General features: G+C 38.6%; 13 protein-coding genes and 1 pseudogene. 9 read left to right on the top strand and 5 right to left on the bottom strand.

Features of this window, described 5'->3' with window-relative positions:
- Positions 1–16: 16 nt before the first annotated feature.
- The gene (glp, locus tag H5089_RS05035) at positions 17–1234 is read left to right on the top strand and encodes a gephyrin-like molybdotransferase Glp (protein ID WP_182711626.1); all 1218 of its coding nucleotides are present in this window, start codon (positions 17–19) and stop codon (positions 1232–1234) included.
- Between the two features lie 54 nt (positions 1235–1288).
- Here the strand turns inward: glp and H5089_RS05030 are convergent, their stop codons facing one another.
- Together H5089_RS05030 and H5089_RS05025 are read right to left on the bottom strand one after the other, a co-directional pair.
- A complete protein-coding gene (locus tag H5089_RS05030) occupies positions 1289–1741 on the bottom strand; it encodes a hypothetical protein (RefSeq protein ID WP_024599117.1) in 453 nt (150 codons plus the stop codon).
- Between the two features lie 274 nt (positions 1742–2015).
- Positions 2016–3440 carry a sodium-dependent transporter gene (locus tag H5089_RS05025; RefSeq protein ID WP_024606454.1) on the bottom strand — a complete coding sequence of 475 codons (1425 nt, stop codon included), beginning with the start codon at positions 3438–3440 and terminating at the stop codon, positions 2016–2018.
- A gap of 189 nt (positions 3441–3629) precedes the next feature.
- Here H5089_RS05025 and H5089_RS05020 point away from each other — a divergent pair, with 189 nt between their 5' ends.
- The 6 genes and pseudogenes from H5089_RS05020 to H5089_RS04995 all read left to right on the top strand — a co-directional run bounded on the left by H5089_RS05020 (position 3630) and on the right by H5089_RS04995 (position 7958).
- Complete coding sequence (locus H5089_RS05020) at positions 3630–3932, top strand: YciI family protein (RefSeq protein ID WP_024599115.1); 303 nt, start codon at positions 3630–3632, stop codon at positions 3930–3932.
- A gap of 160 nt (positions 3933–4092) precedes the next feature.
- Positions 4093–4350, top strand: a complete 258-nt coding sequence (locus tag H5089_RS05015; RefSeq protein WP_024594903.1) for a PepSY domain-containing protein — start codon at positions 4093–4095, stop codon at positions 4348–4350.
- Between the two features lie 2 nt (positions 4351–4352).
- A complete protein-coding gene (locus tag H5089_RS05010; RefSeq protein WP_007375447.1) occupies positions 4353–5027 on the top strand; it encodes a response regulator transcription factor in 675 nt (224 codons plus the stop codon).
- Entirely contained in the window at positions 5021–6358 is a 1338-nt protein-coding gene (locus H5089_RS05005; protein ID WP_182711625.1) for an ATP-binding protein, read from the top strand. Before H5089_RS05010 ends, H5089_RS05005 begins: the two co-directional genes overlap by 7 nt.
- Positions 6345–6755: a hypothetical protein gene (locus tag H5089_RS05000; RefSeq protein WP_182711624.1), complete on the top strand. Its 411-nt coding sequence runs from the start codon at positions 6345–6347 to the stop codon at positions 6753–6755. The genes H5089_RS05005 and H5089_RS05000 overlap by 14 nt, the downstream gene beginning before the upstream one ends.
- A gap of 123 nt (positions 6756–6878) precedes the next feature.
- Positions 6879–7958, top strand: a pseudogene (locus tag H5089_RS04995) (flavin monoamine oxidase family protein).
- Positions 7959–8027: 69 nt separating this feature from the next.
- Here H5089_RS04995 and H5089_RS04990 read toward each other — a convergent pair.
- Positions 8028–9065 carry an AI-2E family transporter gene (locus H5089_RS04990; protein WP_024595420.1) on the bottom strand — a complete coding sequence of 346 codons (1038 nt, stop codon included), beginning with the start codon at positions 9063–9065 and terminating at the stop codon, positions 8028–8030.
- A gap of 170 nt (positions 9066–9235) precedes the next feature.
- Between H5089_RS04990 and H5089_RS04985 the strand changes: the two genes are divergently transcribed.
- Both H5089_RS04985 and H5089_RS04980 read left to right on the top strand, forming a co-directional pair.
- Entirely contained in the window at positions 9236–10126 is an 891-nt protein-coding gene (locus H5089_RS04985) for a TIGR01777 family oxidoreductase (protein WP_182711623.1), read from the top strand.
- Positions 10127–10281: 155 nt separating this feature from the next.
- Positions 10282–11445 carry a GGDEF domain-containing protein gene (locus H5089_RS04980; protein WP_182692543.1) on the top strand — a complete coding sequence of 388 codons (1164 nt, stop codon included), beginning with the start codon at positions 10282–10284 and terminating at the stop codon, positions 11443–11445.
- Between the two features lie 134 nt (positions 11446–11579).
- On the opposite strand, the gene H5089_RS04975 is transcribed toward H5089_RS04980, so the two are convergent.
- Together H5089_RS04975 and H5089_RS04970 are read right to left on the bottom strand one after the other, a co-directional pair.
- On the bottom strand, positions 11580–14132 hold the full coding sequence (locus H5089_RS04975) for an exo 1,3/1,4-beta-D-glucan glucohydrolase (RefSeq protein ID WP_182711622.1): 2553 nt from the start codon (positions 14130–14132) through the stop codon (positions 11580–11582).
- Entirely contained in the window at positions 14132–15406 is a 1275-nt protein-coding gene (locus H5089_RS04970; RefSeq protein WP_182696455.1) for a sugar MFS transporter, read from the bottom strand. Before H5089_RS04970 ends, H5089_RS04975 begins: the two co-directional genes overlap by 1 nt.
- Positions 15407–15504: the final 98 nt, after the last annotated feature.

The following is a 15504-nucleotide window of genomic DNA, read 5'->3' as shown; positions in this document are numbered from 1 at the left end:
TAAGTAAGCAATATATATGAACGATGTTTGCAATGCACCCGGTTTATTACCAATTGAAACTGCAATACAAAATATACTTGGCACAATAACGCCTGTTAAAGACGTTGAAACCATTTCTATAATGCAAAGTGTTGATCGCGTTTTAGCAAGCGATGTTAAGTCAACTATAAACGTACCCGCTCATAACAACTCAGCAATGGATGGCTATGCGCTGTGTATTTCAGATAAAAGCTTAACCTACACACAAGTAGGCAGCGTGTTTGCAGGTCAAGTTTTTGAAGGAACACTTACCCCAGGGCAATGCGTAAGAATAATGACCGGCGCCGCCATTACACCTGGCGCTAACGGCGTTGTAATGCAAGAAAACGCCTCGGTTGATGGCGATAAAATTACGTTTACTGCGCAACCTGAGCTAAATGAAAACGTGCGTTTTGCTGGCGAAGATATTGCTATAGACGACGTTATTTTAAAAGCAGGCGATAAATTAAAAGCCGTTGATGTGGGATTACTGGCATCTTTAGGAATTGCCAATATAGACGTGGTAAGAACCTTAAAAATAGCCGTGCTTTCTACAGGCGATGAGCTAATAGAACCTGGTCACCCTCTTAAGCAAGGCGCTATTTTTGAAAGCAACCGCGCTGTTATTATTAGTGCGCTGCAACAAAAAAATATAGACGTGCTTGATTTAGGAATAATCCCTGATGACAAAGAACTCATCACTAATGCATTTTTAAAAGCGAACGAACTTGCCGATGCCGTAATAAGCTCAGGCGGTGTATCGGTTGGTGAAGCCGACTTTACCAAAGAAGTGCTCAACGAAATTGGCAATATCCACTTTTGGAAAATAGCCATGAAACCAGGCAAACCTTTTGCCTTTGGTAAATTAAGTAACAGTTACTTTTTTGGCTTGCCAGGTAACCCTGTGTCGGCTGCTGTTACGTTTAATCAGTTAGTAGAGCCAGCACTGCAAAAGCTGTCGGGTCTTGGTGACGTAAACCCTAAAATGCGCTTTAACGCTGTTACTACATCCGTCATTAAAAAGCGCCCTGGCAGAGCTGACTTTCAGCGCGGTACTGCAACAATTAGCGAACAAGGTGACTTGGTAGTTGCCCCGTTTAATAAACAGGGCTCGGGTGTACTTTCGTCGCTTAGTAAAGCTAACTGTTTAATTGTAGTGCCAGCGCAAAGCGGCAATATCGAAAAAGGCGCAACAGTAAGTATTGAGTTGCTATAAAGCCTAAAATGCTACAGCTAACTGTATAATTTAGCTGTAGCGCTGCTGCAAACCTTAAAATATTTTTATATTTAATGTTTGAATTAAACAATTTAACTTTTCGCTACGCCCTACAAACTCTTCCTTACTTAATCTATTAACGCACTTCAGCGCGTTTTTAGTCGCAAAGTATCTATCATAACTTAGGCTTCTTTCGCATTTAACACTATACGTTGAGGGCCAAGAGCCACCGGCACCCGTTGCTATGCCAACAACGTTACATGTAGCATCTATATACTGCTCCCATGCTTTTATTTGCGCTTTAACTGCATCTACTTGGTAATCATCAGTTAGTTGCGGGTAGATCTCATCCATCATTTTACTGATTTTAGTTTTGTATCTATTGCCCTCTAAATTATAAGTATTGCCCGTGTGCATTGCACCGCCTTCTGGCCAATCATCAGTACTTTGTGCAAATGCGCCAAATGATGAAATAGCAAAAGCAAACCCAATAATAATTTTATTCATTTTAAATCCCTTTAATACCAATCTGCTTATATATGGGGTCTATTTAACGTTAAGAAAATTACGCTAGAACTAGGCAAAGATTTTTGTATCTAGTTGTTCTAAATAAAAAATTTTTAACGACGTTATAGTGCAATTTAATTCGTTAAATTGATCAAAGATTTATGCAGGTTGGTATAATAGTTAGACCAGATACCTGTAAAAAACGCCTATAAAAAATGCCGCTAAGCTTAACTGAGCGGCATTATATTATTCAATAAGCTTTTAAAGAGGCCTATTAAAAACCAAATATTTTTAAATCAAAAAACTTAGTCGCCACTGTATTTATAAATATTACAGCTAGAATGACAGGAATAAACGTTGAAAGTGAAAAGTTAACGTACTTTTCCATCAAGCTTCCCGCATAATTAGGCGAACCTAAGCTTAGCTCTTGTGTTAAGCGTGCTTTTTTCCAGCGGTACATTACAAACAAACACACCATTAAGCCATTAAGCGGTAAAATTGTGTCGTAAAATACATCAACAATAATATCAAAAAAGCTCTTACTAACGCCGCCATAACTGGTGAAAGATGTAAGGCTGTCAATCATACCAAACGACATTGTACATAAAATAGTAAGTACACCGGTTGAAAGTGTAAGGATGCCCAGTGCTTTTTTACGGCTAATACCTTTACGGTCGCTTAGTGTTGCTGTCGGTACCTCCACTATTGAAACAAGTGAAGTAATCGCTGCAAAAAATACCAATAAAAAGAATGAGAACGCAACAATAGACGCACCTACATAGCCAATATCATTTTGCAGTGCTAATAATATTTTAGGTAGGTATACAAAAATCATTGATACGGACGAATCAGAAAGTGCTGATGGGTCTGTATTTGGGTCAAAGCTAAATATCGCTGGCAACACCATTAGCCCCGCTACAAACGCAACGAGTGAGTCAGTAATAGCAACCATTTTAGCGCTACTGACAATGTCATCCTTTTTAGAAATATACGATGCGTAAGTCATTAAGATACCCATGCCCAAAGATAGCGAGAAAAACGCTTGGCTTAATGCGCCATTTAAGACACTTGCATTCATTTTAGAAAAATCAGGAATAATATAGTATTTAACACCGGCCATTGCGTTATCAAGCGTTAATACATAAGTAACTAGAGCTAGTAGCATAACTAATAAAGCGGGCATTAAAAATTTGGCGGCTTTTTCTATGCCTTGTTTAACACCACCTAACAAAATTAAGTTCACCATAATAACCACAACAGCCATATAACCAAACACAGTGTAACTATTAATAAAAACACCAAAGTGGCCAGGATCTGCAAGTAAATCTAAATTACCGAGGCCTGTTTGCGTTAAATAACCAAAGATCCAAACCGTAATCACCATATAAAATACAGCAATCATAAATGGTGTAAGCACCGCAAAAAACCCAGCTAACTTCCATTTTTTATCGTTATTAGATAATAGTTTGTACGAACCAAGTGGATCTTTTTGAGCGTTACGACCCATTGCCATTTCAGCCATCATGACTGGTAAACAAATGAATATGACAAATAAAGCGTAAATTAATAAGAATGCGCCACCACCATTTTTAGTAGCAGAAACCGGAAAACCAACTAAATTACCAATACCAACAGCTGAACCGGCCGCTGCCATTATGAATCCAAGGCGGGAACTAAATCGTTCTCTATTTTCGCTCATGCATAAAACCTTTTTATTATTTTGTATATTTCAGCGACTCTACCAGTGTTACACAGAGATTTTCAAGCAATTACAGCTTAAAAATAAAATCGAAGTGTAAACCTGTGTAAATACGCTTTTAATTCACCAATTTTCAACGCTGTGGTAGTATTGCGTTAATCAAATTTAACAATTTTTATGAGATTCCTTATGTTGTACATGATTCACTCAACAGACGTTGAAAACAGCTTAGAGCTTAGAAAAGCAGCACGCCCGGCACATTTAGCACGCCTTAGTGAGCTTGATTCACAAAACCGTCTACTTACCGCCGGTCCATTACCGGCAGTCGATAGTGAAGATCCTCAAGAAGCAGGTTTTACCGGTTCATTAGTGGTTGCTGAATTTGAATCAATTGAAGCAGCTCGAGAGTGGGCAGCAGCAGACCCTTACGTTGCCGCTGGCATCTATGAAAATACAATTGTTAAACCTTTTAAAAAGGTATTTCCTGCTTAAAAAGTATTAAACCCTAGAGCGTGCGTTGCACTGTAATTCAGGGTTTGTTCACAGGTTTTTAATTAAAATTATCAGGATAAAAACGAATTTACCGTTTTTACTTGAATTTTAGTAACTTAGTTAATTAAACTAAGTGAGTCTGGTCTAGGAGTTTTCCATTATGCGCGTATTATTAAGCCTCGGTTTTATTGCTTGTGTTAGCTTAGCTAACTTTAGTCAAGCAGCAACCGCCACCCAAGCATCTCATGCTGAGGTGGACAAAAAGAAAGCCGTAATACTCGCAAAGAAAACAATTGGCGGTAAGACCTTAAAAATTACCGAAAAAACAGATTTTTATACCGTACGAATACTCAAATCTGACGGCCACGTCGTTGATTTACATATTAATAAAAAAACCGGCGAAGTGAAAAAGGATTAAAAATGCGAATTTTAGTTATAGAAGACGATTTACATTTAGCAGATAACCTACGTAATGCCTTAGAAAAAGAACGTTACAGCGTGGATTTATGCCACGATGGTGAAGCAGGTCTTTTCCACATTACAGAATACCCGCTTGATATGGCCGTAGTTGATTTAGGTTTACCTAAAATAGACGGTATTGAGCTAATTAATAAAGCACGAGCACAAGGCATTACAATCCCTATTTTAATCTTAACCGCGCGCGATCGCTGGCAAGATAAAGTAGAAGGTTTAGATGCAGGTGCCGATGACTACCTTACTAAGCCATTTCATGTTGAAGAGCTTATTGCCCGTTGTAATGCATTAATTCGTCGCAGTGCTGGTAAAGCAAATCCAGAAATGACTGCAGGTCCAATTAAAATCCATACACGTTCACAACAAGTATGGGTTGATGACAAAGAACTTAGCCTGACAGCTTACGAATATAAAGTACTTGAATACTTAATGGTAAATCCGCAAAAAGTAATTTCTAAATCAGAACTGACTGAGCACATTTACGACCAAGATTTCGACCTTGATTCAAACGTAATTGAAGTATTTGTACTACGTTTGCGTAAAAAGCTTGACCCTGAAGGCGTACTAAACCCAGTAGAAACACTACGTGGGCGTGGTTACAGGCTTAAAAGCCAGTGGTAATACCGCAAATATCGTTAAAAATAAGGCAAGGATTTATCCTTGTCTTTGTTTTATTAGTCGCACTCCCTATCTTATTTTATTCAATTGGCAAAGCGTATTACGCTTCACTTGTTGATGCGACTGAAAAAACTCTCGAAGCACAGCTTTACTCGCTAATATCTGAAGTCGACTTTACTGAGCATGGTATTATTATGCCCAGCACTATTTTAGCGCCTGAGTTAAACAGATTAAATTCAGATACCTACGCAATGATTTACCGAGATGATGATCCTGTTTGGAACTCAGAATCGGCTGTAAACTTAAGCTATGTACCTCAACAAATAGAAACCAAAGCCGGTGCTGCCGATTTCAGGCGCGTGGAGTATAATAACACCGCGTACTGGCAACTTAGCCTGACTGTAATTTTAAATAACATAGATCAATCAGAACAAGCTCGCTTTATATTAGTTAAACGTAATGACGCTCTACTTCGTTTAATGGATGGCTTTAAGCAAACCCTTGTAGATTGGATGTTTATAATGGGCATTGCAATTGCAGGCCTGATGGCGATTGGTTTTATTTGGAGCGCTCGCCCACTCCAAAGACTCGATAAAGAAATAAAAGCAATTGAATCGGGTGATATTCAAGAAATTAAAGGCCTCTACCCTGTAGAACTGCAAACAATAAAAGCAGACCTAAATTTGCTACTTGAGTCGCAACAACGCCAAAAAGAGCGCTACAGAGCCTCATTAAGCGACCTTGCTCATGCACTTAAAACACCGCTTGCGGTACTTAAATCAAGTCCATTGGCAAACGATGCCGATGCACAAGAACAACTCGACCGAATTAATGTGATGATCGAGCACCAATTAAAGCGTGCTGCAACCGGTGCATCAGACACCTGGAAAAAACAAACACCTATTAAGCCAGTACTCGATTCAATACTCAGTGCTATGGCAAAAGTGTACCGTGATAAAGATATTATTTTTACCTGCACCGTAACCGAAAAAGATTACTTTTTAGGTGACCAAACAGATTTAATGGAATTACTTGGCAACCTGATTGATAACGCCTGTAAAGCGTGTCGCTCACAAGTAGCAATACAAGTTATTCAAAGCAAAACTTTGTGTATTGGAATTAGCGATGATGGCCCTGGCGTACCAGAGGACAAACGTGAATCTCTACTTACACGGGGTACTCGTCTGGATACATACGAAAGTGGACACGGCGTAGGGATGGCAATTGTATCTGACTTGGTTAAGTCCTATCGCGGTACACTTACCATTACAGAAGCTGATAACTTAGGCGGCGCTCAATTTATTTTAGAGTTTAATTACAATGACAAAAAGTAACCATTTATTACAACTAACTGCCATTGTGTTATTAGCTTCAAGCCAATACAGCTTTGCAGATGAGACATGTACTTTAGCCGCCAAAGCAACAACCGATGAAGCTAAGCGATATATTCAATGCCTAGATAGCCAAATTGATAAAGCAAAACAAGCACAAGGCAGTTGGATACAAAAGCGTAAATATGAGCTAACTAAGTCACAAGAAAGCACAGGCAATACGCAAGTACTGCCGTTATTCATGCGCAGCATTAAAAATAACGAAAAGTACCTTGAGAGCGCCTGCCAATGGCGTTACTTAATAAAACTTCCTAATGCGACAACCGCAACCATTAGCTATAAACTGTGTGAAATTGAGCTTATAAATCAATTTACAGAATCACTAAAACACCCATTTTGACGTAACTTAAGCACACTAAACTAGTTACGTTTCTTTACTCACTCCCTATAGCTTACTTGACAATTTATTCATACCAAAACAAACTACCTACTAGTAGATTGCTAAAAACTAATAGATAAACAGATGACCAAACCAGTAATTATTATAGGTGGCGGACTTGCTGGTTTATACAGTGCGTATAAATTACAACTACTTAATATTGAGTACTTATTATTAGAAGCTAAATCGCAATTAGGTGGCCGAATTTTTGCCGCGCAATCACCAATAAATAACGATGTTAGTTTTGATTTGGGTCCTACGTGGATATTTCCCCACCAACCAAAAATTCAAGCGCTAATAAAGTCACTCAACTTAAGTATATTTGAGCAATACCATAAAGGTGATGTGTTATATCAAGCACCTAACTTCAAACAACCTCAACAAATTGCAGGTGCTGGAGATATGCAACTATTTAGACTCAAACACAGCATGAATACCTTAATAACTGCCTTATATGAGCAGCTTAATCCTGATTCAATATTATTAGAACATAATGTCACTGAGCTTAAAAAAGGTGATAATAACTGGCTAATTACGGTTAATCACTTAGGCAATATAAAGCACTTTACTACTGGCAAATTAATTTCAGCAATTCCTCCTCGTATGGTTACAACGCATTTAACACCTGAACTATGGGCGACTCCAACACTCATAAACCGCCTTAGCAGCGTACCTACATGGATGGCAGGACAAGCCAAGTTTATAGCTACTTTTGAACATGCATTTTGGCGTGATAAAAACTTATCTGGGCAAAGCTTTAGCCGCGTAGGCCCTATGGTCGAGATTCACGATGCCAGTGCTGAGGATAGTAATTACGCCGCATTATTTGGCTTTATAGGTGTGCCCTACTTATCACGAAACCAAGTAACTCAAGAGCAATTAATTTAAGCCTGTGCCCAACAGCTCAGCTACTTTTATGGTAAGGATGCTGAAAAGGCAACCGGATACTTTATTAAAGACTGGGCAGAGGATAAATTTGTAGCTAATAAAGACGATCAAACTCAGCCTTCACAGCACCCAGAATTTGATTTTTCAAACTTGGAAGAGCAATTAAGTAACCTCAATATTCATTTTGTAGCGAGTGAGTTTGCAAAACAAGAAGCAGGATATTTAGAAGGCGCAATATACGCAGTGGATGACGCTATTAAATCGTTTATTAATTAATAGCCCTGTATTTATTGATAACTTAACCATCAAGGGTTTTAATTTTACAGCCCTTGATGGTTATAAATGTTAGTTATTTTTAGTAACGTCTTCACCACTGCCCAATAAAGTGGCAACCCACTTGCCTTCTGCACTGGCTTCTAGGGCTATTTTTACAATCATTGTTAATGGTACAGATAAAAGCATACCCACAGTACCTAATAACCAGCCCCAAAATATTAATGATAAAAACACCACTAACGTTGAAAGACCCAGCCCTTTACCCAAAAATTTAGGCTCTACAATATTACCCATTACCGTATTTATTGTTAAATATCCTGCAGCAACAAGTCCTGCCACTAATGGGCCTTGAGTAATAAGGGCAAGTAATACAGCTGGTACAGCCGCAATAATTGAACCTATATTTGGAATGTAATTGAACATAAATGCCAACACGCCCCAAAGCACAAAGTAGTCAACGTCTAAAATCCATAAGTAAAACGCAGCAATAATACCCGTCCCTAAACTTACTAGCGTTTTAATTGCCAAGTATGAATTAATAGATTCTAAAAAGCGGTCAATTTGCTTCATTTTACTATCAGGGTCTTCAAGTGCCATATGTATTTTCTTGCTCAGCATTGGCCCTTCAAACAGCATAAAAACAACCGTTAAAATAATTAAAAACATGTTTGCCATTACGCCACCTAACCCAGTGAGCATATTAGTGGCCACATCAACCATTTTGCCAGGGTCGAACATATTAATTAACTGATCTTTATTGATCAGTATGTTGTATTGAGATGCTAAATCGACCAGCCATACAAACTCTTCTTTAAGTTGTGTTTTATACTCAGGAAGCTGCTGAGAAAAGTCGTTGATAGATTGCCCTACAAGCCCGCCAAGGCTTACCCCTAAGCCAACTATAATCAGCACGACCAACATAACTGCAATGCCTTTAGGAATTTTGTAGCGCGCAAAAAACTTGATAAGCGGGTTACAAATAATGGCAATAAATGCCGCCAAAATAAACGGAATAATAATTACACTCGCGGCTTTTATTCCAGCGAGGACCACTACTAAGGAAGCAAAAACTATTAAGCTTTTATTTACTCCAGTTAAACTTGCCAATTTATTAATCCTTTTATTAACTATATCGTCCCAGTGTAAGGCAAAAGGTAATTAAATGAAATAATTACGAAGTGATCATAAAAGCCTGTTTTACGTATAAATTTGCAAAGCTGTTTGCTAGCGAGTATGTTTTTTAATCACTTGCTTCTATTTTATTGTAAGGATGAATAATGCATATATTTATAACTGGCGCGACCGGATTAATTGGTAAGCACTTATGCCCTTTTTTACTTCATCATAATACTGTTACTGTACTTAGCCGCAATCCAACTAAAGCAAACGTATTATTAGGCCACAAAGTTAAAGCCGTAAGTGACATTAGTGATGTTGACTTTAACACTGTTGATATCGTTATTAATCTCGCTGGCGAGCCGATTGTAAATAAACGCTGGAGCGACAAACAAAAGCAAATAATACGAAACAGTCGTATTGATATTACACAGCAAATTAGTGAAGCTATTAAAGCCTGTAGTATACCCCCGCATACTTTTATATCTGGCAGTGCAATTGGTTTTTATGGTCGACAAAATAGTAATCCTATTGATGAAACTTTTGAACGCCCACACGATGAATTTAGCCACCAGCTTTGTAAAGACTGGGAAAATGCAGCACTACTCGCCCAATCAGAACAAACCAGAGTATGCCTTTTGCGAACGGGTATTGTTTTAGCTAAAAAAGGAGGTGCACTTGGAAAAATGTTACCTGCTTTTAAATTATGTTTAGGTGGCCCGATTGGTAATGGCGAGCAAGGCATGTCGTGGATACACATCGACGATATGATTCAGCTAATACTCTTTATTATTAAACACCCAGAAATATCAGGCCCTGTTAACGCAACAGCACCCAACCCTGTAAGCAATGCTCAATTTAGTAAAAGCTTAGGCGAGGCGCTCTCTCGACCTGCATTTATCACTATGCCAACCCCAGTACTTAAACTATTGATGGGTGAAATGTCAGACTTACTAACAATGGGGCAATTTGTAGTCCCTAAAAAGGCACTCGTTAACAATTATCGTTTTCATCATCCTGATATAAAATCGGCTTTAGAGAGCTTGGTTTAGCGGGCGTTAATATTCGTTCAGTTAAAATCCCTTTCAAATTAGATATATGGGTAAATTACTACTTTTTACCCATATTGACCTTTAAACATTAATACATAATAATCAGCAAGTTTTCCACACCAACCACGCCTATCTTTAATAAAAGAGAATCTTAAATGCTACACCTGCCTACTGTGATCAGTCTCTCTTTTATTCTTAACGTATTAATAGGCTTGTTTTTTTTATCCGTACATAACTTTAAAAAACAAACATCATTTTTATTATTTGGCCTAGCATGCATTACCTTTGCATTTGCCGAGTTACTTGCCTGTTTAAAGTTAGTAATAGACGCGCCTTTTATTACACACTATTTGGCTGATATTTTTATATTACTAAGTCCATTATTAATTATTATTGGGTTAAATAAATATAAGCACAGTAAGGCACTAAACTTAAAACCTCTTTATTGTCTCCTTGGATTAACTGGGGTTGCTTTATTACCCATATATTCAGACCCTGCAGGGCAAATGCTGACAAGCTTAATTATTTCGGTTTTATACCTATATTCCGCATATATTATTAAGCAGATGAACTTTGTAGCCACTTTGCAAAAAAAAGCGCTGATAGTTTGTTTTTCAATTCACAGCATTTTAATGCTCATACAAACAACACTATTGGCAATATCTATTTTTAGTATTAATTCGCCAAACTACATAGAGCCACTGCAACTTATCTTAAGTAGTCATTTAATTTTGGCCACTTGTAGCGCACTAATATTGCCATACCTGCTGGCTTCTAATACAGAGCATACACTTTCAAGCCTTGCTAACACCGATACTTTAAGCCAATTACTTAATCGCCGTGGCTTTTTTACAAAAAGTAAAGAAGCACTAAGTGATCCTAAAAATATAGACAAAAATGTGTCTGTTATTTTGCTCGATATTGATTTTTTTAAACGTGTAAACGATCAGTTTGGTCACGAAGCGGGCGACCACGCAATTAAGTGGATATCTCACTTTATTAAAGAGCAATTTTTAAATGTAGGTATTAGTGCCAGAATTGGCGGAGAAGAATTTGCCATTTTACTACCTGATTACACCCTTGGTGCAGCAAAAAGTGATGCTGAGCTATTAAGAAAGAATATAAGCACTCAAGCTTTTTATCATGAAAATCAGCATATAAAACTTTCCGTAAGCGCTGGGGTAAGTAATGCAATTAATGGGAATGCAACTATAAAAGAACTGCTCGCTTATGCCGATAAACGCCTTTACTTAGCTAAAGAAACTGGCCGAGACAAAGTAGTAACCTTTGATGAAAAAAACTTACTCACGAAAAGTTAATTGCTTTTAAGTGACTTATAAGCGCATTAAAAACAACTATATTTAAACTACCATATTTTATCTAGCTAACATCTATCCATAAAAAAAGCCCTTCATTAGAAGGGCTTTGGTATACACACAATAGAGTTAATAAACTACTTACAAGACAGCGTAGCCTCGTCCGCTTTATTTGGTACAAACTGAATATTAGCTACAGAAATTGATGCTTTACCATTGCTGTGTAAGCTAAATGGGCTTGTTAGGCTTGCAAAATTAACACCCTTATCAGCAAAACAACCTAAATAGATTGATACTGACTGCCATTTATTTTCAATAGTTTTATCAACTACGTTTGCTAAATCAATGCTTGCACCACACTCACCAGAACAAGTCATAGCAAGGGCTACATCGCTCGTTAGTGCTTCGTTTAATTTAATATCAAAGCTAATCACACTGTTTGCTTCAACGTAGGCAATGGTATCTTCTGCAAAGCTCGTTACTATTTCAGCACTGGCTTTTTCTGCACCGCTGAAGTTAAATTGGCGCGCGTCTTCTTGTACTGTTTTGTCCTCAGTACGGTATTTAATTGCACCAAATTCATGCGTACTACTCGATACATCTAAAAGCTCATCGCCCGATTTTAACAATAAGCGCCATGGCGCTACAGGTGCACCAACAAGTATATCCATACTCGTAAGCCCTGAGTTATCAAGTTTAGAGTCTTCATCAAGGTCGTCAGCTAGCACATTTTTATCGCCATACGTTAAACCAAAACCATAAGGAAGTAATGGATCGTAATTTTCATCGCCTTTATTAACCGCAGTTTGTACCGCCGATTTAGGCCAAGAAAACGATAGCTTACCTTTAAAGTTATTTTGGATGGTGCCGTCTGCCGCTTTTAATAACACATCAGCAATACCCGCACCTTCTGTACCAGGTAGCCATGCAGCCACAAACGCATCAGATGCGTTAAGTTCGCTGTTCACCCACATAGGTCGACCTGAAATAAACACAGATACAACAGGAATGCCTTGCTCTTTTAGCGAGCTTAAAAGTGCTAATGACTTTTTATTTCCGCGCTCAAACTCTAGATTATCTTTATCGCCGTGCCCTTCTGCGTAAGGTTCTTCACCAAATACAACAATGGCAACATCAGGACGTTGTTCAAACGTACCATCAGCACTTAAAGTAACACTTCCACCTGCTGCAGATATTTGCTCTTCAAGCCCTTTGTAAATTGACGTTGCTCCAGGGAAGTCTGCATTTTTATTATTAGTCCCTTGCCACGTAATACTCCAACCACCCGACTGTTTGCCTATGTTATTGGCACCATCACCTGCAACAAGTACGCGTTGATTAGCTGCAATAGGTAATAGGTTATTTTTATTTTTAAGTAATACAAGCGATTCGCGCACAGCTTGACGTGCTACTTCGCGATGAGCTTGCGCGCCAATAAGCTCTGTTTTACCCGAGTAAAGACGCTTAGCCGGACTTGGTTTATCAAATAACCCAGCGCGTAACTTAACGCGTAAAATACGTGCAACCGCATCATCAATGCGGCTCATACTTATTTTACCTGCTTTTACTTGTGCAATTGTATTTTCATATAGCGGCTTCCACGCACCTGTTGGTACCATAAAAATATCAAGGCCAGCATTTACCGCTTCTGGGCAGCTTTCGTTAGTACAGCCTTTAATTTGCCCATGGCCGTTCCAATCACCCACTACAAAACCATCAAAACCCATACGTGTTTTTAATACATCTGTAAGTAAGTATTTATTGCCGTGATTTTTAACGCCATTCCAGCTATTAAAAGATGCCATAACAGATTGACTACCCGCCGACAAACCACCTACGTAACCTTGGGCATGAATATCAAATAGCGATTGCTCGCTGTCTATATTATTTCCCTGATCATCTCCATCAACGGTGCCGCCATCGCCAATAAAGTGCTTAACCGTGCTAATAACGCGCTTATCACTTAAAAAGTCGCCATCGGCTTTACCTTGCAATCCATTTACAATCGCTGCTGAGTAATCGTGAACAATTTTTGGATCTTCAGAATAGCCTTCGTACGTTCTGCCCCAACGGTCGTCTCGTACTACTGCTACAGTGGGTGCAAATACCCAATCTATCCCCGTAGCCATTACTTCTACTGCGGTAATAGACGCTATTTGCTCTATTAAATCTGGGTTATTAGCCGCGCCTAAACCAATGTTATGTGGAAAAAGTGTCGCGCCAATTACGTTATTATGACCATGTACTGCATCGGTGCCCCACATAGTCGGAATTTTGCTGCCGTCCACTGAGTCATCAATAGATGCTTGATACATTTTTTCTGCAAGTGCAACCCAATCCTCTGGCGTTGCATGCTTATCGCCATTAGGAAAAGCACCACCGCCATTGAGGTAAGAGCCAAAACCATATTTACGCATGTCTTCAACGGTAATATCACGAATTTCTGGTTGAATCATTTGCGCTACTTTTTGCTCAAGCGTCATATTTTCTAAAAACGTGACAATTTGAGCTTCAATAGCAGGGTCTTTTTTCACTGCAATTGAAAGCTTTGGCCAAATTTTCTCAAGCTTTGATTGCGCTTCAACATTTACTTTTTCAACATTGCTTTCGTTAGTACATCCGCTTAGTGCAGTAACACTTCCTACTAACGTTGCAATTGCTAATGCATTAAGTTTAAAAGTCGTTTTCATTATGATGGCTCCTTCACTAATACTGGTTTGCTGCCTCGTAGGCCGTAAAAAACAATAAATATGTAACATAAAATAGGTAAAACATACGAAAGTTGAACACCCACACTATCAGCAAGCGCACCTTGTAAAAGTGGCACTATTGCACCACCTACAATCGCCAAACACAAAATACCAGAGCCTTGAGCGGTATGCTTACCAAGTCCATTTAACGCTAAACTAAAAATAGTTGGGAACATAATCGAATTGAATAAACCAACCAATAGTATTGACCACATTGCTAATTGACCCGACGTGCTCATGGCAATAATGACTAAAATAATAGCCATGGTTGCGTTAAAGCCAAGTACTTTACCTGCGGGTAGTTTTTGCATTACAGCAGCACCAATAAAACGCCCAACCATAGCACCACCAAAATAATAAGTGATGTAATGAGCTGCAACATTCTCTTTTAGCCCTGCTATATTTTCTTGTGCTAAAAAGCTTACTAAAAAGCTACCAATTGCCACTTCGGCGCCTACATACATAAATATACCCACAGCACCTAATACAAGATGGCGGTACTGCCAAGCACTGCCTTCAATTGCCTCTGATTTTTCGGCTTCTGCTTTTTGCTCGCTCATAATGTCTGGTAATTTAAGCCAAGCAAAAATACCGGCTAGTAAAATAAGCATTGCAGCTAAAAGGAGGTAAGGAAGTTGAACTGACTCTGCATTTTGAGCCGGTGTTAAAAAGGCTTCTGACGCTGAGTCTAGAATTAACAGAGCACCAAATGATGGCGCAACAGTGGTACCTAATGCATTAAAAGCTTGGGTAAGCGTAAGTCGAGATGACGCAGTTTTTGGTGAGCCCAACAAACTTACGTAAGGATTAGCAGATACTTGCAATAACGTTATGCCGCTGGCAAGTACAAATAAAGCGAATAAAAATACAGAGTAACTATGTAAAGACGCTGCTGGGTAAAATAAGATACACCCTACTGCCGCAATTAAAAGCCCAACCACGATTCCTTTTTTATAACCAAGCTTTTTAACAATGTATCCACTAGGGAGTGACATTAAAAAGTAAGCGCCAAAAAAGCAAAACTGCACAAGCATTGCTTGAACATAAGTTAAATCGAAAACCGCTTTTAAATGCGGAATCAAAATATCATTTAAGCAGGTAATAAAACCCCACATAAAAAATAGTGAAGTTAAAGATGTAAGTGCAAAACCATAGTTTTTATCTTGGTGGTTTTGCGACTGTGTGTGTGATGTCAGTGGTGCTGAACTAGCCATGTGCTCTCCGCAATTTATTATTATAAATTGATCTTCAGTAAGTAATTAATACAAACCCCGCTAAGGCGCAGTATTAAAGAGTTGACCTGAAGATTAAT

Source organism: Pseudoalteromonas sp. SR45-1 (genome assembly GCF_014163655.1).
GTDB classification, from domain to species: Bacteria; Pseudomonadota; Gammaproteobacteria; order Enterobacterales; family Alteromonadaceae; genus Pseudoalteromonas; species Pseudoalteromonas distincta.
The sequence above is the reverse complement of the archived record's forward strand: the minus strand, read 5'-3'. Positions and strand labels throughout refer to the sequence as shown.

Excerpts from the sequence above, each read along its gene's own strand:
- glp (WP_182711626.1), top strand. The coding sequence starts at position 17 with ATGAACGATGTTTGCAATGCACCCGGTTTATTACCAATTGAAACTGCA.
- H5089_RS05030 (WP_024599117.1), bottom strand. The coding sequence starts at position 1,741 with ATGAATAAAATTATTATTGGGTTTGCTTTTGCTATTTCATCATTTGGC.
- H5089_RS05025 (WP_024606454.1), bottom strand. The coding sequence starts at position 3,440 with ATGAGCGAAAATAGAGAACGATTTAGTTCCCGCCTTGGATTCATAATG.
- H5089_RS05020 (WP_024599115.1), top strand. The coding sequence starts at position 3,630 with ATGTTGTACATGATTCACTCAACAGACGTTGAAAACAGCTTAGAGCTT.
- H5089_RS05015 (WP_024594903.1), top strand. The coding sequence starts at position 4,093 with ATGCGCGTATTATTAAGCCTCGGTTTTATTGCTTGTGTTAGCTTAGCT.
- H5089_RS05010 (WP_007375447.1), top strand. The coding sequence starts at position 4,353 with ATGCGAATTTTAGTTATAGAAGACGATTTACATTTAGCAGATAACCTA.
- H5089_RS05000 (WP_182711624.1), top strand. The coding sequence starts at position 6,345 with ATGACAAAAAGTAACCATTTATTACAACTAACTGCCATTGTGTTATTA.
- H5089_RS04985 (WP_182711623.1), top strand. The coding sequence starts at position 9,236 with ATGCATATATTTATAACTGGCGCGACCGGATTAATTGGTAAGCACTTA.
- H5089_RS04980 (WP_182692543.1), top strand. The coding sequence starts at position 10,282 with ATGCTACACCTGCCTACTGTGATCAGTCTCTCTTTTATTCTTAACGTA.
- H5089_RS04975 (WP_182711622.1), bottom strand. The coding sequence starts at position 14,132 with ATGAAAACGACTTTTAAACTTAATGCATTAGCAATTGCAACGTTAGTA.
- H5089_RS04970 (WP_182696455.1), bottom strand. The coding sequence starts at position 15,406 with ATGGCTAGTTCAGCACCACTGACATCACACACACAGTCGCAAAACCAC.